Here is a 22,786-nt window from a genome sequence, read left to right as displayed (position 1 = left end):
AGCCCTTCAATCTTGCGGCGCGACGTCGACGTTCGGGGTCGCGAGCACGACCTTGGAGCCGGCCCCGATCAAAGCCATCGTCGGGACGACGGTCTCGTTGAGGTATTGACCAGTAACACCCCAACAGCCGCCTTTCGTCTCGATCCAAGTCGCGTTCAAACCCAGTATCACCACTTTCCCCTTGCTCATCAAAGCCCCCTGATGTTTCGCCGTGGAAGGTGGGCCGAAGCCGAGCCGTCCGAGGAACCACGGGGATGATATCGTGGCGACTGCGGGACGGCTGGTTAAAAGAGGTAAAAACCGAAGTGGTCGTAACGGCCGGGATCGGTATGGCGGCATTACGCGAAAGGCTGGGTTTTCCGGATCGGATAAGGCCCTAGGAAAAGAACCGTTGTCGCGCCACCGATGAGCAGCACCGCGCAGGCCGCGAGGATTCCGGAATAGCTGCCCGTGCGGTCGAACGCGTAGCCAAACAGGCTGGGCCCTACGAACGCGCCTACCACGAAGATGCCGTACAACGTTGCATAGGTGGTGGCGTAGCTCCGCATCCCGAGATAGCGGGAGACCAGATAAGCCATCAAGTCGAATTCCACTCCAGACGCAAGCCCGAGCAATAGAATGGCGATGCAAGCCATGAAGAAGCTCACATCGTCCAGCGAAAGGATAAGGCAGGCGACCGCGCCCAGCGTCAATATGACCGTGCCAACCGCGGGCGCCCAAAACCTGTCGACCAGAACGCCGCCAAGCAGCCGACCGGCTACAGCCGCTATTCCGACGAGCGAGGCGAGCTGGACGACTTCTGTTGACGACAGGCGCAGCGAGCGAAGTATGTTCTCGATGTTGGGCAACGGCGCCGCGACGGCCAGCGACATAGGGATGAAGACGATGGCCAGAAGCCAGAACGAGCGCGAGCGGAACGCCTCACGTGCAGTCATGCCTTCCGACGCCTTCCTCGGCGCTGGTCCCGCGTCGACATTCCTGCTGCGCAATCCGGCAAAGCCCCAAAGTACGATCGGACATGCGATGAGCATCGGCATCGCGCCCACTATGAGGATCGCGACACGCCACCCGCCGGTCTCGATCAACAATTGAGCCAGCGGCTTCACGACGAAGGCGAACACGCCCGCGCCGGACAACGCGATGCCAAGGGCAAGACCCCGGCGCTCCTCGAACGCACTGTTGATCACTCGCGTGAAGACGACCGGCGTCGCTCCCAACCCGAAGATCGCGATAGCCAGCCACGAGAGATAATATTGTCCGATCGAGCCGTTCGATGCCGCGAGCGTCATATAGCTCAGGCCCAGGCACGGCAGGGAGGTCGCTGCCACCAAGCGCGCGCCGAACTTATCGACCAACGTCCCGAAAAATGGCCCTATAATCAGCACTGAACCGGCCAACAACGACAGGCCGCCAAAAATTGCAGTGAACGACCAGCCGAATTCTTTCGCGAAGATCGGCGCGAAGACGCCGATCGTGTAGAACGGAATGGCAGGCAGGCCCAAAGCCGTTCCAAGAAGGGCAGCCAGAACTATCTGCCAGCCGTTCCTGAACTCGGCGAAGTCAGTTCCTTTCACCAAAGACTTCCTTTCGCCGGAAACGGTAGTTCGGGCAATCGCACCAATGCGCTGACAGGTATGCGCAACGTATCTCTTTCAGCAACCCATGCAAGGTCAACAACAATCCTAAGACCAGCGGACGCAGCCGGCCGGCAGCGAAAATAGGCCGATGATCCCAGGTGCAGGTCTTGGACCTGCTCGCGCGGAGCCCTGCTGAGGCTGCTGCCGTAGATTCTCAAGGAACCCTTCGCACCGTCCTATTAGGCGTTCAGCTTTGCTCCGCTGGGGCCCTGACCAAAATCGGAGAAAGTGGATGTCCGAATATCGCCTGGAAGGAGAGCGTGCTTCTCCGGTATTCATCCGGCTAGGAAGGCGGAATGATGCATTCCGAGGCCGGCCGGACGAAAGCGCCCATCCCAGGATGCGGCCGACTTTACCGTTTGAAGACGATCATTTTTTCCGCGGTCATTTCCGCCGCCGTAAACGGAATGCCACCGACACCGTGTCCCGACTCGCGGCGGCCGGCAAAAGGCATGACGAGTTGGACGCAGCAGAGCGGCGTTGCCGTGGCCGACTCGTCTCGACCAGTGCGTCCGAATAGGTTTTCCACCTTAACGCGCGATCAGCATCGCGAACGCCTCGCGGCTCTTTTCGACAAGCCCAGCGAGCTTGCGGAGAACCGCAATCCGCTGGTGCGGCTGCAGCCAGCCGGCCCGGTCCCTGAACCGGGCCTGCGCCGCTGCCAACTTCCGTTCCAGCGCCGCGGCATCGTCTGTCGGCAGTTCGGCAATATGTGCGCGGTCGAAGGCTTGCACGACCTCGATCATCGTCTTCCTCCAATTTCTCGCCATGACAGCAGCAAAATGCAGCCCGCCAAACGGCGGATCATTCCACTTCCACGGCCTCCAGCACCCACGCCGTCCGGTCGGCCAGCTCGGGGATCCGAGCGAGGTAGTCCTGATAGTGCCGTGTTTTACGATGCGCTTCGACCGCGCCAGCGTTCAGGTAAAGCTCGTCCAGCACGTAGCAATCGGTCTGTTTCGGGTCACGCCAAACATCCCAGCGCAGATTGCCGGGTTCCGCCCTGCAATGCGGCGCCATGCCGACGAGCAGCGTCCGCAAATCGGCTCCTTTGCCTGGTTGTGCGGTCAGGACGGCGGTAATCTTGGCTGGCGATTGGGTCATGGCAATGCTCCTGACGGAAAGCAGTTCGTACGAGCGGACGAGGCGGGATTTCGCCAATGCGGTGCTATGAAAGGACGCGCGGCCCTTCCATAGCACCTCCGCTCAAGCCGGCACGGTCGCCCGGTTGAGGGCTGCGACCAACTTTGCGCCAAGCGGATGATCCGACCGCGGGTTCTGGCCGGTGATCAACTCCCGATCCTCGATGACATGTGGCGCGAAATCGACCGGGGTGGTGCTGACGTCACCGCCCGCTATATGCAAGGCTTCCGGCATGTTGAAATAGAGCTTGCCGTGAAGGACATGCTCTTCGATCGGCTTCTCCTCACTCGCCGAAAATACCGTCATCTTGTATCCCGAATATTGCCAGCCCGCCCCCAGTTGGGATGCCTTCGCCATGTCGCCGGCAATCAGGGCAGCCCGATATTCCTTTGCCTTTGGCAAGGCGGCGAGCGAAGCGATCGGTCCGTGGCAGAGGAACGCGGTGGGCTTCTTGCGGGCATGGAAGTGGCGCAGGATTTCACCGAGATCACCGTCCTGCATGAGATCGACGACCGGGGCCTGACCGCCAGGCACGAATACGCCTGCATAGCCATCGAGCCCTTCCTCGATCACCGATCTCAGTGTCCGGACGTTCTTCATTCCGGGATTCTCTTCGAAGAAGGCGCGGCCGCGCTTGTGGGCGGCTTCATCGCCGTCGAAATGCTGGGCCGCGTCCGACACAGGATCGATATACGGCTTGGTGCCAGCCGGAGTGGCCAGCACGACCTCGTATCCGGCGTCGACGAGGGCCATTGCCGGCACCACCGTCTCGTTGAGGTATTGGCCGGTCGGTCCTGTGCCGCCGCCCTGAATCTCGATACGAGTGGCATTCGAGCCGACAATAAGCACTTTTCCCTTACTCATTGTATCCTCCTAAGTTCAGTTGATGAAAAAGCTGCGATCTGGCAGATGATAGCGAAGGCGGCACGCAGATCAAAACGTCACGACCGCCCGCCCGACGACCTGGTTATCTCGCAGGAGATCCAGATATTCGTTGATCTCTTCGAAGCCGATGGTCTTGATGGTGTGTTGGATCTTGCCTGCCGTGGCGAGCGCCATGACCTCGCTGAGATCCGCATTGTTGCCCCAGAAAGACCCGTGAAAGGTCTGCTCGCCCGACACCCGCGGGAACAACGGGACGTCGATACGATCACCCACGAAGCCGACGTCGGCATAGTGGCCGCTGATCGCAAGCAGTGCGAATCCCATTTGCATCATCTCCGGCGCGCCGACGCAATCCATGATCGCATCAAGTTTGTCCTGCCCTGTGGCCTTCTTCAGCTCCTTGCCGACATCGGGGGCAGACTTGTCCTTCACGGATATGATGTGGTCGGCGCCATATTTTTTTGCGACCGTCAGCTTGTCTAGATTGCGGGCAAATGCGACGACGGTCGCACCGGCGCCAAGCAGTTTGGCATACTGAACCGCATAGGCGCCGAGGCCGCCAACGCCGAATATGCCGATCACCCTATCAGGTCCGAGCCCACCGGCGTCACGCATCTTCTTGAGGGCGCGATACGGCGTAAGTCCCGCATCGGTTAGAGGAGCAAGCTCCTCGAACTTCAGGTGCTTCGCAACCTTGATAACATATCGTGCCGGGACCGGAATATACTCCGCGAACCCGCCATAGGTGCCGAACCCCGGCCAGCGCACGTTCGCGCAGATCTGGGTATTCCCAACCTGGCAATGGCGGCAGGTCCCGTCGCCCCATCCTGGCGCAACGACGACGTGGTCGCCCTCTTCGATGCCCGCCGCCTTCGCAACGGCGCTGCCGATCTTCTCGATCGTTCCGGTGATCTCGTGGCCGGGGATGACCGGCGGCGGAATATCGCCATAGCCCTGGAAGAAACCATCGACCAGGAGTACATCCGACCTGCACATTCCGCATGCCGCGACTTTGACAAGAACTTCGTCGGGCTGGATGTCGGGAACCGGTATGTCCTCGAAAACGAGCGGTTTATTATAAGCAAGGATACGTGCCGCTTTCATTTGCTTCTCCCTTTTTTGATCGTTCAAACGCCATTGAGGGTCGCGACCGCGGCTTCCGCCACGGCAATATCCTGCTCGATCGTTCCGGCACTCGCGCCGACCGCGCCGACAATCTCACCACTGAACCTAACCGGCAGGCCGCCGCCGAAGATGACGACATTTCCTGCGTTGCTCTGCTCGATCCCGAAGAGCGGCGCACGAGGTTGCGCCATACCGGCCAGATCCGCCGTGCTCTGGTCGAAGATGCGGGCAGTCATTGCCTTGTGAATGGCGAGATCGATGCTTCCGATCAGTGCGCCGTCCTGACGCACAAAAGCGATGAGAGCCCCACCAACGTCGACCACAGCGATGTTGTAGGCGATACCGATCTTTGCCGCCTTTACTTCGGCCGCCTCGAGCATCCGCTTCGCATCTGAAAGCGTCAGGGTATTGAGAGAGCGTGGCATCGTCGTTCTCGCTTCGCTTCGATCTAGATTCCAGTCGTTTCAGCTCAGGCACACTTCATCGTCCTGACCGTCATCGCGGTCAGCATTTCGAGAATGGCAACATTTCGATCTTGGCCGGTTTCTTGCAACCGGCCCGCCGGTGCCGATGTCTTCCAAGCGCTTCCCCGCATTGCTAACATTCAAAGCACTGCATCGGGGGTAAAAAAAGGTTAAAACAACAGGGCGCATCGCTTGGCGACACGCAGCGTGGTCGTGCTCCGCCAAGCCAATTAGTAGCAAACGGATCAGTGGAATTCTGACAGGGAGAACACATTGGGAACAGCTTCGATCCAATACTGCGTTGTGACACAGGCCGACTGCGTCTCCGGTTCACCGAAACGACCGCTGCTGGCACGCGGCAAGGATACAAGATATGGTCGGGATGAGGGCGTAAAACAGTCCTACAGGCTCGCCGGAACAAGAACGAGCCATCCGATCTTATGGTATGTTTCTCTCGTCAGTTCACGTGGACATAGGTCGGAGGCATGCGATGCCCTTCAATGATCGGTCAAAGCATATTACCGAAGGGGTGGCTCGTTCACCCAATCGTGCCATGTATTATGCACTGGGCTATAAGAAAGCCGATTTCGAAAAGCCGATGATCGGCATTGCCAACGGGCACTCCACGATCACGCCCTGCAATGCGGGACTACAACCATTGGCGGATGCGGCGATCGCGGCGATTAAGGTGGCGGGAGCCAATCCCCAGGTTTTCGGTACGCCGACGATTTCTGATGGTATGTCCATGGGCACCGAGGGCATGAAGTACTCGCTGGTGTCCCGCGAGGTGATTGCCGATTGTGTGGAGACTGCCGTTCAGGGTCAATGGATGGATGGGGTCCTCGTCATCGGTGGCTGCGACAAGAATATGCCAGGCGGAATGATCGGGATACTGCGGGCAAATGTTCCGGCGATTTATGTTTACGGCGGCACGATCAAGCCGGGGAGATGGAAAGGGGAAGAGCTTTCCGTGGTGTCTTCCTTCGAGGCGGTGGGCGCGTTCATGGCCGGAAAAATCAGCCAGGAAGATTTTGAAGGGATCGAACGGAATGCCTGTCCTTCGACGGGTTCATGTGGGGGCATGTTCACGGCCAATACCATGAGTTCGTCATTCGAGGCGCTGGGCATGTCGCTGCTTTATTCCTCGAACATGGCCAATCCGGATCACGAGAAGGTCGAGAGTGCGGCTTCCTCCGCCAAAGTGCTGGTCGAAGCCGTGAAGAAAGGCATCACGCCCCGCGATATCGTCACGCGCCATGCCATCGAGAACGCGGTGGCCCTGATCATGGCAACCGGCGGCTCCACCAATGCCGTCCTGCACTACCTGGCGATCGCCCACGCCGCCGAGGTCGAATGGTCTCTGGACGATTTCGAGCGAGTTCGTCGCAAGGTTCCGGTTATTTGCGACCTCAAGCCGTCCGGAAAATACATGGCGGTAGATCTGCATCAAGCGGGCGGCATTCCCCAAGTGCTGAAACTCTTGCTCAATGCCGGGCTCCTGCATGGTGACTGCCTGACCATCACCGGTCGCACGATCGCTGAAGAACTGGAGACGGTGTCGGACCAGCCTAGGGCAGACCAGAAGGTCATAAGAAACCTGGATGCGCCGCTCTATAGTGAGGGCCATCTCGCGATCCTCAAAGGCAATCTGGCGGAAGACGGGGCGGTCGCCAAGATCACCGGTCTGAAGAAGCTGGTGATTACTGGCCCAGCACGCGTATTCGAAGACGAGCAATCAGCAATGGATGCCATTCTGTCCGACAAGATCAAGCCGGGCGATATTCTCGTCCTCCGCTACCTCGGACCAAAGGGTGGTCCTGGTATGCCGGAAATGCTCGCCCCGACAGCAGCGATTATCGGCCGTGGCCTTGGCGATAGCGTGGGGCTGATCACGGACGGGCGGTTCTCGGGGGGGACCTGGGGCATGGTGGTCGGCCACGTCACCCCGGAAGCTTTTGTCGGAGGCACGATTGCGCTGGTTCGCGAAGGTGATCCCATCACCATCGATGCGCACCGCAAGCTGCTGCAACTCGATCTGCAAGACGAAGAAATTTCGCGGCGGCGTGCTGAATGGAAACAACCGAAACCCCGATATACTGCAGGCGTGCTGGCTAAATTTGCCGCGCTTGTCAGACCGGCCAATGAGGGAGCTGTGACAGGTTAGTATCAGGGACAGCAAGCTGTCGCTTGGGGGCAATTGCTGTCATCCGAAGAATCTCGCACCGTTGGTCCACGTTCTGTGGAGGGGCAAATGACAGCCATCATACTAGCGGCATTTATCGAAGACGGTCGCGTGTTGATGGCGCGACGAGCCGACCATAAGAAATATCCCGGAACGCTGGGATTTGATTGGCTGGCACATCGACTAGAATGAAGCTTTCGACGTCGCCGCCTTTGTCAGGGAGGCTGCAGAGGAAGTTGGTCTGATACCCACCACCTTCCATCATCTTGGGATTTTTAACGACGAGTCTGAACCCGACTACCACCTCTACATCGTCACTGACTAGCCGAATGATCGTCCAAGATTATTAGGCGATGAGCATAGCGAGTTAACATGGGTTCGCATTAGTGATGTCACCTCACCCCGCCCCGTAGCGCATCCACACATCATCTCGCTTGGTGAACGGTCTTGACCGCTATGACCGCTTTTGGCTCCAAATCGGAGGCATCGCAGTTACACGGCATGAGCGCTTGGATTTCGCTGTTGGGCCTGAACCGCTCCCACATATGGACCGGCGGAATCGCTGCCGTCGCGTCAATACAGTTCTCGTCATCATGCGGATTGGAGACGGCATTCGGGGACTGCGCGAATGCTCCGCCGGATGAATGTTTCTCCCGGCTCATGACCGACGCTTCGCCCGCCAGGGGGCGGCGATGGTCACGTTGCTCCTGCACTTGGCTTGCTGTTTTGGCGGTCTTCACAACCAGCCGCCTGCGAAGCCTGCTTTCCTCAATCCCACGACGACTGGTTGGCAGCGACGCATGATGTTCCATAGGAACGCGCTCCTGTAGTTTTCGATCATCAGAACAACGGGACCTTGATCGATCCCGAAGTGATAAGGACTGACCCACGGTCTCGTGTCGCTTTCTTCCGTCGCGTAGGTTTGGTTGAACGAGGGCTTGAAGCCATAAAGTCGCGTCATGCCCAGGTTCATGCGCGCGAAGTTCCGGAGTGTGGGGATCACTATCTCTGGTGCAAACGGTAGAGAAGCAACGACTGCCCATGGTGATACCGTTCCATCGTCCGGACCATAGGGCGCGCCGCGGGCGATGTAGTCGAAGAACTCCACCTCTATCCCCGCAACATTTCGTTTCGTCCACCCCGGCCCATCGCTTGCTGTGAAGCCCCAGCAGTGTTCGCCGTATCCGGCAAATTTCATGGGATTGCGGATCGCGTACTCCTGTTGCACGAACGTCGCATGACGGCTGTTCTGGAAATAGTCGCTGTTGTGCTCCCGCATGAATTCGTCACGGATGCCGCGAAAGTCGATCCACATATGCGAAAGCTGATGGGTGAACAGGGGGCCTGAGTAGAGCAGTTCGCGTCCGTAGATGTTCCGCCATTCGTAGCTATCGGTGTAGGCCGCATAGGATTCCGGGGGCAGTGGATGGGTCGGCGAGCCGAGGCCAAGAATGTAGAGGAGCAAGCCCTCGTCGTAGCCGCGCCAGCGGTAGGGGATAAATCCGCTTTCCGGACGCCAGCCGTGGGTCAGGGTGAGACCGTGATCACATGCCCATGTCCAGTCCGCGCGATCGTAAAGCGCATTGGCCAGCCGGCGAACTTCAGCCTCGTCCGCACTATCGCCATCGAAATAGGCGGCAACCGTCAACGCTCCGGCAAACAGAAACGCGGAGTCGATGGTCGATAATTCGCATTCCCAGACGCGTCGACCGGTCTCGATGTCGAGGAAATGATAGAAGAATCCCTTGTATCCCGTCGCATCGGGCTCAGGTCCTTGCGGACTGTCCAGCAAAAACCTCAGGCGCGTGCGTGCGATCTTTACCGCGAATTTTCGAATGATGATGCCCCGTTCCACAAGGACCGGGATGGTTGCAAGAGCCATGCCGATCGCGGCAATGCTCGCCGGTGCGTCCGGGTGCGTCTTGTCGCGGACAAGGCCATTGTCCGGATTCGTGCAGTGGAGATAGTAGAGGAGGGTGGTGAACTGCAGGCGCGCCAAGTCCTCCTCGGTTGGCATCCGGTTAAGCGCGGGGTCGGTCGAAAGTGGGTCCGTCATGGCGAGCCAATGATCGCGTGGACAGTGTGATCGCTGCCGTCATCGGAAAGCGGGATCTTCGCCCCGCTGACCTGCTTGCCATCCAAGATAAGCGAGCTCACGGCACCTCCGGTCCCGAAACTGTTGTCGACATGGATACGATAGGTCGAGGTGCCGTGCCGAAAATCCAACTCGAACTCCGGCCAATCTCTCGGAATGCAGGGGTCGATCAAAAGAAACTGGTCTTGCCGGCGTATCCCGAGAATCGCCTCGAGGCCGACGCGATACAGCCAGCCTGCCGATCCCGTGTACCAGGTCCAGCCTCCTCGACCCGTGTGCGGTTGCGCACCGTAGATATCGGCAGTGACGACATAAGGTTCGACCATATAGTGTTCGGCATCGCTCTTTGTCTGCGCATGACTGATAGGGTTGAGGAAGTGCCAGAGCTCAAGCGCACGATCACCGTCTCCCAGAAGCGCCGTGGCCAAAACGACCCAGGCTGCCGCATGCGTATATTGGCCGCCATTTTCCCTTATGCCGGGAACGTAACCCTTGATGTAGCCTGGCTGGAGGGGGCCCTTGTCGAAGGGCGGATCGAAGAGTTGGATCAGCTTATCGTCAGGGCGAACGAGCCGATTCCAGACGGCCTTCATTGCTGTCGACGCGCGCGCGCCGTCCGCTACGCCAGAAATGACAGCCCATGCCTGCGGGATCGCGTCGATCTGACACTCGTCGTTCAAACGCGAGCCGAGGGGTGTTCCATCGTCGAAATACGCGCGGCGATACCAGTCACCGTCCCACGCGTGGGTTTCCAAAGCGGCGCGCAAGGCGTCGGAACGCTCATGGCACCATTCCGCCCGGCTTTCGTCGCCACTAGCCGAGGCTAGCACGGCGAAGGATCGGAGCACCGTCACGAAGAACCAGCCGTTCCACACGCTCTCGCCTCTGCCCTCCGCACCGACCTTGTTCATCCCGTCATTCCAGTCGCCCGTTCCCATGAGGGGAAGTCCGTGGCGTCCAAGGCGCAGACCATGTTCCAATGCGCGGCAGCAGTGTTCGTAGACAGTGCCTTCCTTGCGGCTCACCTGCGGAACGCCAAACGTCTCTTCCTGGTCGCTTTTGAGAACAGGCGACGCGATGAATGGAACGCGCTCATCGAGAAGTCCGTGATCGCCGGTCACCGAGACGTAGTGATGAACGACATAGGGCAGAAAGTAGAGATCATCGGTGATGCGGGTCCGTACCCCGACGCCCGACGGCGGATGCCACCAGTGCTGGACGTCTCCTTCCTCGAACTGCCTGGATGCGGCGCGCAATATGTGACTTCGGGCTTCCTCCGGCGCGCAATGCACCAATGCCATGACATCCTGAAGCTGGTCGCGGAAACCGTACGCGCCCCCGGACTGGTAGAAGGCCGATCGCGCCCAGACGCGGCAAGCCAACACCTGATAGAGCAGCCAGCGGTTCATCATGAGATCGAAGGCCCTGTCGGGCGTTCGAATTGTCACAGTGCTGAGGATGCGGTCCCAATCACGAGAAACCGTCGCCAAGGAATCCCTTGCGCGTGCGGGATCGGCATACTGTTCAACGAGCCTGCGAATACCGTCGCGACTGTCTGCCTGGCCGAGAACGAACACGACTTCAGCGCTTTGGCCGGGAGCGACCGCAAGGTCGACCATAAGGGCCGCGCAGGGATCGATCAATGGGCCCATATTTCCACTGAGGTCGGAACGTGCCAGTCCAGCCGGTCGAGATACCGAGCCATTCGTACCCAGAAATTCGCTGCGGTCACAGGTGACCGATCGCACAGGCGCACTTGAGGCTACGAACGCCATTTTACCGAAAAAGTCATTTTGCCAGACGTTCCAGGCAATGATCGCATTTGAGCGAACATCCAACTCGCACGCCACCCGCATGGCGGCATCGTCACGCAGCGACCCGAGAACCCATTCGAGGAAATAGGTTGCCGTGAGGTGGCGTGTTTGCGTATCGCTGTTGCGGACCACAAGGTGAACGACCTTGAGCGGGTCCGAGATGGGAACGTGCACGGTCATTTCATGATGCAGAAATCCGTCATCGCTTTCGTATCGACTGTAGCCTTGTCCATGGCCGACGGTACACGTGGACGAAGCCCCCAATGGCAATGGCGTCGGCGTCCAGAGCTTGCCCGTTTGCTCGTCGCGCAGGTAGATGACCTCGCCGTGCGGATCCGACACCGGGTCGTTTGACCAGGGTGTCAGCCTGTTCAGTTGGCTGTTGCCTGACCACGTATAGCCGAGGCCGCTTTCTCCGGTCAGGCAGCCGAACTTCCGATTGGCGATGACGTTGCACCACGGCGTCGGTGTTCGGGCGGCGCCGTCCGTGGCGATTACATATTGTCGTCCATCTGGGCTGAATCCCCCGAACCCGTTCCAATAGAGCAGATCGGCGCTTGCCAACGGGCGAGACTTCACGCCCGTGTCCCGAGGGCCTGGCGCTGGAGGTGCCTGTTGCAACGACGCAGTCGCTTGACCGCTTCGAAGCTGTTCCGCCAGCGATCCACGACTGCAACTGACCACGACGCGCGCCGCGGCAACGATGGCACTGGTAGACTTGTCCGGCATGCTGGCGGTTGCCAGAATATGATGACCTCCCGGTTTTCCGACCGTCTCGGTCACCTGACTTGCGGTCAACTGCTCAGTCAATTCTTGCGCCTGGCGTGCGCCGCGTTCGTCGAGAAGGACAAGGTCGAAAGACAAGCCTCGAGCGGAGAGGAACCCATGTGCGTCTATCGCATCCTGGACGAGAGGCTCATCGGTGGCATCGATGCGCACAAGTAAAATGGGAAGATCCCCCGATATACCGCGTGACCAAAGCGCGTCCTTCTTGAGGTCCATGCTCAGGAACGCAGCACTATCCCGAAATCCAGGATGCGCATACACAAGGCTGCTGGCGAGCTCATAGTAGAGGGCGATTTCCTCTGGAGAGTGGGTGCAAGTCCGCTCGGCCGTATCGGAAAACGTTCTGTCGGCTGCTTCCACGCGTGAAAAGCGTTCCGCGATTTGTCTGGCGGTCGCTTCGCTGTCAGCGGCACCCGTTACAAAGGCGATCCACTCCGTAGCGCCGGGCTGCAGATGAAGGGTTCTGCGCAAGCTGAAGATCGGATCGAGCACGGGTCCAGTCGTCGCTGAGAGGGCTGTGGCACCGTCAAATGCAATCGGATTCTCCAGCGTGCGGCCTCGGCCAAGGAAACGATAGCGATCGGTGTCGTATTCAACCGCATGGTCAGCCTCGGCGCTGGAAGCAGAAACATGAACGGCCCAAACCGGTTTTTCGTTGATGCTCCGCGGCCGTCTTCGTGCAAACAACGCACCAGTTTCCGGCTCGATCCACGTTTCAACGAAAAGCTTTGCAAACGCCGGATGTGCGCTGTCGGCACGGCGGTCGTTCAGGCAGACTTCGCTATAGCTTGTCAGTTCGAGTTCTTTTGGCGTGGAGCCAAGATTCGATATTCGAAGCAGCCGCACTTCCGCATCGCAATCGGATGCTATGCCTATCGTGCAGCGAATATCGATGTCTTTGGTCGAGCAACGAAGTTCCGCTCGATCGCCTTCAAACAAGTGTTCGTAAATGCAGTCTGCCCGATGGAGCGGCTGCTTGCCGACTGACCAGATCTCGTTGCCGTCAAGATCTCTGATGTAGCAAAATTGGCCCCAGCAATCACGCGTCCCATCTTCGTGCCAGCGCGTCACATCGAGGCCGGACCACGACGCATAGCCCGCGCCGGACTCGGTGACGAGAGCGCAATAGCGACCGTTAGAGAGGAGCGCGACGCTTGGGGGCGCGCCTGCAGAGTGACGGTTGCTTTCCGCGTCCGTTTCCATGCTTGATCGCATCATAAGACGGATCCTTCAGACGACCGTTGACGAGTTCCGGGATTCCACTCCGCTGACCTGACAAATGAGCAAAGGCGACGACGTCCTCAGGCGTTGTCGCCTTCGGTGGATGTTGATTTCGGCGCTTCCGCCTTATCCGCTACACCCCATTTCCAACCGCTGATCGACGGCATGTCGTCACCGTATTTCTCGATGTATTCCTTGTGCTCGAGCAGCTTCACCTGGATCGCCTGCTTGAAGTAGGCGGCACGGGCACCCAGTTGCGGCAACCGATCGATTACGTCCCCGACAAGATGGAACCGGTCCATTTCATTGAGGACCACCATGTCGAAGGGCGTGGTGGTGGTGCCCTCTTCCTTGTAACCCCGAACGTGCAGGTTGCCGTGGTTCGTCCGTCGATAGGTCAGCCGATGGATCAGCCAGGGATAGCCATGGAAGGCGAAGATGATCGGCTTGTTCTTGGTGAACAGGCCATCGAAATCCGCATCGGACAGCCCGTGCGGGTGCTCTTTCTCAGGCTGCAGCTTCATCAGGTTAACGACATTGATGACCCGCACCTTGATCTCGGGGAGGTGTTCATGGATCAACTGGACAGCGGCCAGCGTCTCGAGGGTCGGAACGTCGCCGCAGCATGCCATCACCACGTCTGGCTCACTGCCCTTGTCGTTACTGGCCCATTCCCAAATACCGATACCCATGCTGCAATGCCTTACAGCCTCGGACATCGTCAGCCATTGCGGCGCGGGTTGCTTTCCCGCCACGACCACATTGACGTAGTTGCGACTGCGCAGGCAGTGATCGGTGACGGACAGCAATGTGTTGGCATCCGGTGGCAGGTATACCCGTACGACCTCGGCCTTCTTGTTGACGACGTGATCGATGAACCCCGGGTCCTGATGGCTGAAGCCGTTGTGATCCTGCCGCCAGACATGCGAACTTAAAAAATAGTTCAGGGACGCGACCGGTCTTCGCCACGGGATTTCGTTGCAGACTTTCAGCCACTTGGCATGTTGGTTGAACATGGAGTCGATAATGTGGATGAAGGCCTCGTAGCAGGAAAAGAAGCCGTGGCGACCCGTCAGGAGGTATCCCTCCAGCCATCCCTGGCATTGGTGCTCGCTCAGTACCTCCATGACGCGTCCGTCCGGTGAAAGGTGGTCATCCTCCGGATAGATTTCCGCCATGTAGCAACGGTTGGTAACATCCAGCACGTCCTGCCAGCGATTTGAGTTGTTCTCGTCCGGACTGAAGAGGCGGAAATTGTTGGCGTCGAGGTTCGACTTCATCACGTCGCGCAGGAACTTGCCCATGGCTCGTGCCGCTTCAGCCGTCACGGCGCCGGGGGTAGGGACATCGATCGCGTAATCCCGGAAGTCCGGCATTTTCAGATCGCGCATGAGTAGCCCCCCATTGGCATGGGGGTTGTCGCTCATTCGGCGATGGCCGGCGGGAGCCAGTGCGGCCAGTTCGGGCTTGAACTGGCCTGAATCGTCGAACAGTTCTTCGGGGCGGTAGCTCTTCATCCACTGCTCGAGGATGCGGATGTGTTCCGACTTATTCATATCGCCCATCGGAACCTGGTGAGATCGCCAGTAATCCTCGCACTTTTTCCCGTCTATCTCCGGCGGGCAGGTCCAGCCTTTCGGAGTTCGAAAGACAATCATCGGCCAGGCGGGCCGTTTCAGGTTGCCGTTCTCGCGCGCATCGGCCCAGATATTTCGGATATCGGCCACCGCCGTATCCAGCACAGCCGCCAGTTCCCGGTGAACGTGGTCTGGCTCATGGCCCTCGACGAAGTAGGGCTTGTAGCCCATCCCCTCGAAGAATTTCTGCAATTCCTCCTTCGGAATTCTGGCGAGAAAGCACGGGTTGGCGATCTTGTAGCCGTTGAGATGCAGGATGGGGAGAACGCAGCCATCGCGCGCCGGATTGAGGAATTTGTTGCCGTGCCAGCCGGTTGCAAGCGGACCGGTCTCAGCTTCGCCATCACCGACGACACAAGCGACGATCAAGTCAGGATTATCAAAAGCCGCTCCATAGGCGTGGCTGAGCGCATATCCGAGCTCGCCGCCCTCATGGATGCTGCCTGGCGTTTCCGGTGCGACGTGGCTCGGGATGCCGCCGGGGAAGCTAAACTGTTTGAACAGTCGCTGCATTCCCTCCGTATCCTGGCTGATATTCGGATAGAACTCGCTATAGGTACCCTCGAGGTAGGCATGAGCCACCAGTGACGGTCCGCCGTGACCCGGACCGATCACGTAGATCATGTTCAGATCATCGCGCTTGATCACCCGGTTCAGATGCACATAGAGCATGTTCAGACCGGGGGAGGTTCCCCAGTGCCCGAGCAGCCGCGGCTTTATGTGTTCCCGCTTCAACGGCTCGCGCAGCAGAGGGTTGTCCAGCAGATATATCTGGCCGACCGAAAGATAATTCGAAGCCCGCCAGTAGGCATCCAACGAACGAAGCTCATTCGCTGAAATCGCGCCAGATGGACGGGCTATGCCCGACACGGTTTCATTCGCTGCAGTCGAACCCATCTCAATCTCCCGAAAAAAACTGACGTTGACCCGCAAATCTGCGTGCTTGCTCCGGCGCTATCAATCAAACAGCCGCGTGACGACCTGATTGCCCTCTTTTACTCGTTTTGCGCCGGCTCCCGCCGCAGCGACAAAGCGTACACCCTCATGTCCGGGCCCATCGGATTGGCCAACCTTGCAGTCCAGAGCGGCTAGGTGCCTCCATCCCGCTATGCAAAGGGGGATCAGCGATGCGGGGCGTTAAAGTGCTCGACTACCCCCTTGACGCCTCGGACACCTTCCGCGACGATGCAAGCCGCTCTCTGGAATTCCACGCTTTCGACGCTACCCCAGATATGCACTATCCCCTGGTCGACCGTCACGCTCAGATCCAAACCCTCCAGCCCGGTGTTTTCTCCGAACCGGGCGACGATGCTGCGTTGGATGCCTTCATCCCCGCCAGCGGTATCATCTGGCAGCGCCACCAGAATTGCCTGAAGGAGATCTGCGCGACTGACGATGCCGACCAGCTTGCCATCCCTCACGACAGGAATTCGCTTGATGTGCCGCTCGTGCATGAGTTTTGCAACGTGCGCAAGCGAGGCTTCTTCGTCAATGACGACAGGATCGGGGGTCATTGCATCGCCGACGCGCCAGGAGCTGCGCCTGATGTAGGCATTCGCCCGCGCTTCCGATGGCAATGCCATGTCCTCCGATGAGGTTATCGTCGCAGATATCAGTTCCGTTCTACGGATCAGATCTCCTTCACTCAGGACACCTACCAGACGCCCTTCGTCGTCGACGACGGGGACCCCGCTGACATGATTGTCCAGCATGACCTGCGCTGCCTGTCTGACGCCATTGTCAGGCGACACCTTGGTGATTTTGGTGGTCATCACATCCTTGACGCGCATTAGGCTCCATCTCCTGCAAGGACCTCAGTGCGGTGATGTCAATTGTGTTTGGCCTGCAGTAGGCGCGTGTCCGCTGAGTGCGCAAAGTCGCAGGACGTCATTATCACATACCCCCGTGCCTGGTTTGGCAAGCCAATGTGGTGTATGTTCCTGTAACATACACGCACCGACGCCCGACAGCAGGGCGCCAATCATCCCAGCGCGAAGTTCTTGCAACCAAATTGTTTTGGTATGCCGGTCCGAAATTCTGCCCCGATCGCCGTATCATGCGAGACAACAGTTCCGCGCTCCAAGGCGGCGGGCGACATCGCGGTAGCACAGATTATTCGGCAGATGTTAACTGGCAGTTTGGCTGCAGAGCGAGATTTCGGTTGTCAGCAAAACAACCGTCCTGCAACATTGCTGGCTAGCCGCTTGAACTAAGTAATATTGCCACCAACAAGTTGGGGAGACGGGCATGTGCGCGGAGCATGTTGAACGTCGATTGGCAGCTATCCTAGCCGCCGATCTTGTCGGTTACACCCGGCTCTTGGAAGCAAACGAAGAGGATACGCTCAACGCTCTCCGTCAGCACCGCCGGGAGCTATTCGATCCGGCCGTCGCAAGCCACGGCGGGCACATAATCAAGGTGATGGGCGACGGTTTCCTCATCGAGTTCGGCAGCGTGCTCAATGCCGCACGCTGCGCGGTCGAAATCCAGCGCGGCATGCTGGAGCGGAGCATAGGGATTCCGGCGGACCGGCACTTCGTGTTCCGGATGGGTTTGAATCTGGGCGACATCGTCTTCGATGGGGATGACTTTCACGGGGATGGCGTTAATGTAGCCGTCCGACTACAGGCTCTTGCTGTTCCTGGGGGAATTGCATGCTCGGCGGCTGTGCGCCACGAAATCGGAAACAAGCTCGGTGTCGACTTTGCAGACCAGGGCGACAGGACCGTCAAGAATATTTCCCGTCCAGTGCACGTGTATTTTGCCGATTGGGGCAACGTAGCCTCGATCGGCGAAGCTTTGCCTGCAAACTGGCACACCCAGGCATCCTTCAGCAAGCCGTCGGTTGCTATCCTGCCATTCGCTAACATCAGCAACGATCCCTCGCAGGAGTTTTTCAGCGACGGCATTACCGAGGATATCATCACCGATCTATCGAATGTCTCAGGTCTGTTTGTGCTGAGCCGCAACACTGTCTTCACGTGGAAAGGCCGAAGCGAGAACCTGCAGCGCATCGCCAGGGAACTCGGTGTTGCCTATGTCGTCGAAGGCAGTGTCCGGAAGGCCGGCAACCATGTGAGGATCAATGCCGAATTGATCGACGCAGCCAGTGACGGTCACGTTTGGGCTGCGCGTTACGACCGGGACCTCACCGACATATTCGAAGTTCAAGACGAGATCGCCAAGGCGATCGTCGAACAACTTAAGGTCAAGCTGCTCCCTGACGAGAAGCGGGCGATCGAGCAGGCGCCGACAGAGAGCGTGGAAGCCTACACGCACTATCTGAGGGGTCGGGAGTACAACCACATTGCCTCGAAATCAAATTATCTCATGGCCAGACAGAGTTTCGCCAGAGCGATCGAACTGGATCCTGGCTATGCCCGCGCCTATGCGGGCGCAGCGGTTTGCGATGCGCGTTTGCGGTCCCAATTTGGCGTGAAGTTTCCGGTGAATGACATTCTTGAGAACGCCGCGAAAGCGCTCGCGATAGACCCCAATCTCGCGGAGGCGTATGCGGCCAGGGGGCTTGCATTGGCGGTTGCCGGCAATCGCGCCGAGGCAGATTCCGCATTCGAGCAGGCCTTGTCGCTCGGCCCCAATTGCCACGAGGCCAATCGGTACTATGCCGAGTTTTGCGTCACCAACGGTCAGTTCGAACCGGCGGCGACTTACTTTCAGCGCGCATTGGAAATCAAGCCCGCGGATTATGGCGCGCCGATGATGCTGGTGAATGTCTTTCGTTCGCTCGGGCAGGTAGACAGGGCCGAGAGCTACGCCCGCATCGCAATAAAGAAAGCCGAGGACGAAATGCGGCTACATCCGGAGAACGCCAATGTTGCGTGCCTTGGAGCGACCGCGCTGGCCTTTCTCGGTCTTCGCGATCGGGCATTGGAATGGTTGGCGCGCGCTCTGGCGACCGATCCCAACGATATAAACATTCAATACAATGCCGCCTGCACATATGCGCTGCTTGGCGAAATCGACCGAGCGATCGACTTGCTCGAGGTTTGGATGCCCCAAATCGGCGCGGAGATGAGGCTCTGGTTCAAGAATGATTCCGACCTCGATTCAATTCGTAGCCATCCGCGCTATTCACGTTTGGTCGAGCTTTCCGAGTGACGGCTCCTACCATTAGCTTAGATATATACCACCATTGAATGACTTGCCAAACCTTGGATCAAGCTGCGAAACTTTAAGTTGAACTGACCAAATAAAGTATTTTGGGGGGGGCGAATGGGCACCCGGTTCAGACTTTTTGTACAGCCACCGTTTGAGGATGCTCGGTCAAGCCCCGAGATCGTTGAGGTGTCGTCTCCGCTGGGTAGTCTGAAAGCTGGTCCAGCCGATGACTGCATGTTTGTTTTGGAGCCGGTCGGAAAGAGCCGTCCCTACGGCGTGAACCGCGGGCCGCTGGGAACGCCGTACATTTATCTGCCACCTTGGACCGGAAAGGTCCTGGAGCCGGCCGCCTCTGACGAGTATGGCAATTTTGACCACCTCCAACCTTGGATGCCAGGCTTCGAAGCCGCGCATGTGTTTGGTTGCGTGCGGTTCACGTTGGATGTGTGGGAGCGCTTTCTCGGACAGCCTATTGTCTGGCATTTTCACGATCACTTCGACCGTCTGCAAATCTCGATCCTGCCGCAATGGAACAACGCCCAGTACGGCTATGGCTTCCTCGAAATTGGGAGCCAGTTCGAGAAGGACGGGCGCGTCCTCCCCTTCAGCCTGGACTTCGACGTCATCGCTCATGAGGTGGGGCATGCAATCATCTTCAGCGTGCTTGGCGTGCCGCAGCCTGAAGCCGAATACCCGGAATATCTTGGCTTCCAGGAGGCCGTCTCCGACTGCGTGTCGCTGATCGCAGCCATGCATTTTCCCTCCGTGATCGACAATGTTCTCATGGAGACGCGCGGCAATCTCTATCGTGCAAATCGCTTGGCGCGGTTTTCGGAATTTTCGCCACATCGCCAGATACGTTCAGCCAGCAACAAACGGACGATGGCCGACTTCGTTCATGGATGGAAGGACGAGCATGAGCTCTCGCAACCGCTCACCGGTGCGATCTTCGACATCCTTGTCGACATCTTTCATGAGAGCCTGGTGGCTCGCGGCTTGATCTCGCGTGCGGTTGAGGATCTCGCGGATATTGCCGAGTTCGACCAGGCTGCCGAGGCACAGGTGCAGCACGCTTTCGACCGGGCTTTTGCGCGGAACTCAGACGGATTTGTCGAGGCGCTGCTTGATGCACGCGATATCGTCGGCACGTATCTGGCGGAAACCTTGTGGGCTCTCGCTCCCGATTTCTTGGACTACGGCGACGTCGCGAGAGCGATACTTGCGATTGATCGGGACGAAAGTGGCGGCCAGTTCGCCAGGATCATCAGCAGAAACTTCAGGCGGCGGGCCATCGGCGAATTGCACGCCGGCGTCCACCTCAAAGGTGGCGAGCATCGCAGCCATGTCCACTCTGCGCGCATATTGCTGCCGACAGATCATCTAGAGCTTCCGAAGATGAACTATCGCGAGAGAGTTCTGCTGTCGCGACAAACTGGCCGTTAATAACCATGTAGATGGAGGGAAACGTGGCAAACAATGAAACCTTGCTTGGCGTATCAGCTGTATATCTGTTCGGGCGTCTACTGAGTGATCTAACTCTTAGGGGCGCACCCATTTATCCGACTCAAGACGTACGGCCATCGGGAGCAAACCAACTTCTGATGAACCAGCTGAGTGCGGCAGACGCGGGTCTGGCGCGGATCTATGCCTTCTCTTTCGAGGGGTCATTCATTGAACTCAGTCGACCGGCAATCTTTGTCGTCCATGGCGATGGCGCCTTTCCCGACGACCCCCCTGCGAGGAACGCCAACGATGATATCGATTTCGACAGATTGTATAGGTCCCCAAGTTCAACGGGCCTAACAGGCCTCGGTTCACAAGTCGGAGCTCTTGCCGGGGATATGAAGGTTTGGATTTACGACAAGGCTGACGTCTCCATGAGACTCGATGCCGAAACAGGAACCCTTGAGCAAATCCTATTGTCTGTCGAGGCTTCCGCTGATCCCAGAGGAATGGCGAGTGGCGGAATGTCCCGATCGGGCGGCGCGTTGTCTCGCTCCGGCGGTGTCATGTCAAGATCCGGCGGGTTCATTTCTCGCCGATCCGGCGATAACGACTAGTCTACACATCGAGAGAGAACTGGGAGGCGAATATGTCGTCCGTCACAAAAATTGAAACTATACGGCTAGATCCGCCGAAAGTGGTTGCACCGGTAATCGGAGCTCAACCGCATTTCAAAATCATAGGGGCTAATTTCAGTAGTGAAATGCGTGTATATGCATGCAGGAGGCCAGACGGTACTGATGACGTTCCAGAAGTAAAAATAGAGCCAGATGATTCTGCTACGAGTACTGGTAGGCGTTGGTGTGTAATTGCGAAACCGGACCGTTCTGCTAAGGCTGAAGACTTGTACGTGGCTATAAAGCTGGGCGGTAAGTTTCAAGGCGCCGTACCCGGACTCAAGATCGTCTAGAAACGGGAGAGGCGAGCGAATTCACGAAGGCAGAGCCATCGACCTGCTCTGGAAGAATTCCAGGAAGCCTGGCTCCGACAGCCTTCCTGACCCGAGCGGCTGCACATATTGGACAGCCGAAGAAGTTCGTTCGTCGTTTCACGTCTGCCGGAACACGCTTGCCCGATCGTAACGTCTGGACACAGCGACGAATGCGTCGTTGTAGAGGCAATCGAAACCGCTCTCAAAGTCATCCTGGCGAGCCGAGAGCTTGATCGCCCCGGCACGCACGATCTCAATCCAGAGGATCGCCTATCCGAAAACATATGGGCGGGCCGTGAAGGTGACAGGCAAATCGAGGCGGAAATCCGTTTAGCGAAACGTTGCATACTGTTCAGGCAGATCAAGCCCGCTCTGGGCGCGATTGACGCGCGGCGGCGGATTGGTCGAGTTGACCTGTATTTGATCGATGGATGCCTTGTGTTTTAGAACGATCGAACTAAAACATTCCGCTGGACCGCCTCGATCACGCTACAGGGGCCAATTGCAGCGACGGGAACCTTCGATGATCCGCTTCTACTTTCACCCGACACCGAACCCGGCAAAGGTGGCGCTCTTTCTCGAAGAGGCGAAGCTCCCTTACGAGACCGTACCGGTCGACACCAGCAAGGGTGTGCAACATACGCCCGGCTTCCGTGCAATCAATCCCAATGGCAAGGTTCCGGCGATCGTGGACACCGATGGGCCAGGCGGCAGGGCTACTCGCGTCTTCGACTCCACGGCAATTCTAATCTACCTTGCCGAGAAGACAGGCACGTTTCTCGGCAGGCCCGAAGATCGCCCCGAATTGCTCTCGTGGCTGCTATTCCTCGCATCTGGCCTCGGACCCTTTTCGGGGCAGGCAGTGCATTTTCAGCATGCCGCGCCGGCGGGGTCCGACTATGCGGTCAACCGCTATCGCCGGGAAGCAGAGCGTCACTACCAGGTTCTGAACGATCATCTCGAGAGCCGGACTTTCATCGTCGGTGAAACCTATACGATCGCAGACATGTCAGCCTGGGGTTGGCTGGATCGGGCGTCGCGCGTTCTCAAAGGCGCTGACAATCCCTTGGGCGCCTATCCCAACCTCAAGCACCTGTTCGACACCATCGATGCCCGACCAGCGGCTGCCCGCGCGCGTGACGTCGGCAAGGAACATCCGTTCAAGCGGATCAATGACGACGAAACCAAGCGCGCGCTGTTTCCGTCGAACTATCCGCCGGCTAACTGAAACCAGCCGGCAAGTT

The 22,786-nt window shown here is 58.4% G+C and carries 17 protein-coding genes and 1 pseudogene; 6 read left to right on the top strand and 12 right to left on the bottom strand.

The window, feature by feature from the left end:
* Nucleotides 1–6 precede the first annotated feature (6 nt).
* The 7 genes and pseudogenes from ASC90_RS23315 to ASC90_RS23285 form a co-directional block, all read right to left on the bottom strand.
* Nucleotides 7–189, bottom strand: a complete 183-nt coding sequence (locus tag ASC90_RS23315; RefSeq protein WP_056545730.1) for a hypothetical protein — start codon at nt 187–189, stop codon at nt 7–9.
* A 149-nt stretch (nt 190–338) separates the two neighbouring features.
* Nucleotides 339–1,574 carry an MFS transporter gene (locus tag ASC90_RS23310; protein ID WP_056545729.1) on the bottom strand — a complete coding sequence of 412 codons (1,236 nt, stop codon included), beginning with the start codon at nt 1,572–1,574 and terminating at the stop codon, nt 339–341.
* Between the two features lie 596 nt (nt 1,575–2,170).
* A pseudogene (locus tag ASC90_RS23305) lies at nt 2,171–2,383 on the bottom strand (aldehyde dehydrogenase family protein); the annotation flags it as partial.
* A gap of 58 nt (nt 2,384–2,441) precedes the next feature.
* Nucleotides 2,442–2,741, bottom strand: a complete 300-nt coding sequence (locus tag ASC90_RS23300) for a putative quinol monooxygenase (protein ID WP_056545824.1) — start codon at nt 2,739–2,741, stop codon at nt 2,442–2,444.
* 102 nt (nt 2,742–2,843) lie between these two features.
* Nucleotides 2,844–3,644, bottom strand: a complete 801-nt coding sequence (locus tag ASC90_RS23295; protein WP_056545724.1) for a type 1 glutamine amidotransferase domain-containing protein — start codon at nt 3,642–3,644, stop codon at nt 2,844–2,846.
* Between the two features lie 69 nt (nt 3,645–3,713).
* Nucleotides 3,714–4,769 carry an NAD(P)-dependent alcohol dehydrogenase gene (locus ASC90_RS23290; RefSeq protein ID WP_056545722.1) on the bottom strand — a complete coding sequence of 352 codons (1,056 nt, stop codon included), beginning with the start codon at nt 4,767–4,769 and terminating at the stop codon, nt 3,714–3,716.
* 23 nt (nt 4,770–4,792) lie between these two features.
* Nucleotides 4,793–5,215 (bottom strand): heme-binding protein, encoded by a 423-nt coding sequence (locus ASC90_RS23285; protein ID WP_056545721.1) that lies wholly within the window; start codon nt 5,213–5,215, stop codon nt 4,793–4,795.
* A 529-nt stretch (nt 5,216–5,744) separates the two neighbouring features.
* Here ASC90_RS23285 and ilvD point away from each other — a divergent pair.
* Both ilvD and ASC90_RS30315 read left to right on the top strand, forming a co-directional pair.
* A complete protein-coding gene (gene ilvD, locus ASC90_RS23280; RefSeq protein WP_056545719.1) occupies nt 5,745–7,418 on the top strand; it encodes a dihydroxy-acid dehydratase in 1,674 nt (557 codons plus the stop codon).
* An 87-nt stretch (nt 7,419–7,505) separates the two neighbouring features.
* Nucleotides 7,506–7,628, top strand: coding sequence for a hypothetical protein (locus ASC90_RS30315; RefSeq protein WP_280138341.1), 123 nt, complete (start codon nt 7,506–7,508; stop codon nt 7,626–7,628).
* 233 nt (nt 7,629–7,861) lie between these two features.
* Here the strand turns inward: ASC90_RS30315 and ASC90_RS23275 are convergent, their stop codons facing one another.
* From ASC90_RS23275 to ASC90_RS23255, 5 genes are all read right to left on the bottom strand, one after another.
* Nucleotides 7,862–8,176 carry a hypothetical protein gene (locus ASC90_RS23275; RefSeq protein WP_056545717.1) on the bottom strand — a complete coding sequence of 105 codons (315 nt, stop codon included), beginning with the start codon at nt 8,174–8,176 and terminating at the stop codon, nt 7,862–7,864.
* On the bottom strand, nt 8,173–9,492 hold the full coding sequence (locus ASC90_RS23270; protein ID WP_056545716.1) for a glucoamylase family protein: 1,320 nt from the start codon (nt 9,490–9,492) through the stop codon (nt 8,173–8,175). The genes ASC90_RS23275 and ASC90_RS23270 overlap by 4 nt, the downstream gene beginning before the upstream one ends.
* A complete protein-coding gene (locus tag ASC90_RS23265) occupies nt 9,489–13,334 on the bottom strand; it encodes a glycosyl transferase (RefSeq protein WP_056545822.1) in 3,846 nt (1,281 codons plus the stop codon). Before ASC90_RS23265 ends, ASC90_RS23270 begins: the two co-directional genes overlap by 4 nt.
* A 98-nt stretch (nt 13,335–13,432) precedes the next feature.
* Nucleotides 13,433–15,886, bottom strand: a complete 2,454-nt coding sequence (locus tag ASC90_RS23260) for a phosphoketolase family protein (RefSeq protein ID WP_082520020.1) — start codon at nt 15,884–15,886, stop codon at nt 13,433–13,435.
* Between the two features lie 224 nt (nt 15,887–16,110).
* On the bottom strand, nt 16,111–16,779 hold the full coding sequence (locus tag ASC90_RS23255; protein ID WP_056545713.1) for a CBS domain-containing protein: 669 nt from the start codon (nt 16,777–16,779) through the stop codon (nt 16,111–16,113).
* 457 nt (nt 16,780–17,236) lie between these two features.
* Between ASC90_RS23255 and ASC90_RS23250 the strand changes: the two genes are divergently transcribed.
* The 4 genes from ASC90_RS23250 (at nt 17,237) to ASC90_RS23235 (ending at nt 22,770) form a co-directional block, all read left to right on the top strand.
* A complete protein-coding gene (locus ASC90_RS23250) occupies nt 17,237–19,108 on the top strand; it encodes an adenylate/guanylate cyclase domain-containing protein (RefSeq protein WP_056545710.1) in 1,872 nt (623 codons plus the stop codon).
* Between the two features lie 114 nt (nt 19,109–19,222).
* On the top strand, nt 19,223–20,551 hold the full coding sequence (locus ASC90_RS23245; protein ID WP_056545708.1) for a hypothetical protein: 1,329 nt from the start codon (nt 19,223–19,225) through the stop codon (nt 20,549–20,551).
* 11 nt (nt 20,552–20,562) lie between these two features.
* A complete protein-coding gene (locus ASC90_RS30125; RefSeq protein WP_056545706.1) occupies nt 20,563–21,168 on the top strand; it encodes a hypothetical protein in 606 nt (201 codons plus the stop codon).
* Nucleotides 21,169–22,065: 897 nt separating this feature from the next.
* Nucleotides 22,066–22,770, top strand: a complete 705-nt coding sequence (locus ASC90_RS23235; RefSeq protein ID WP_056545704.1) for a glutathione S-transferase C-terminal domain-containing protein — start codon at nt 22,066–22,068, stop codon at nt 22,768–22,770.
* Nucleotides 22,771–22,786: the final 16 nt, after the last annotated feature.

The sequence above is a fragment of the Rhizobium sp. Root1220 genome (genome assembly GCF_001426265.1).
In the GTDB taxonomy this organism is placed as follows: domain Bacteria; phylum Pseudomonadota; class Alphaproteobacteria; order Rhizobiales; family Rhizobiaceae; genus Rhizobium.
Note: the sequence above shows the minus strand (reverse complement) of the source record. Positions and strands in the feature narration are given on the sequence as shown.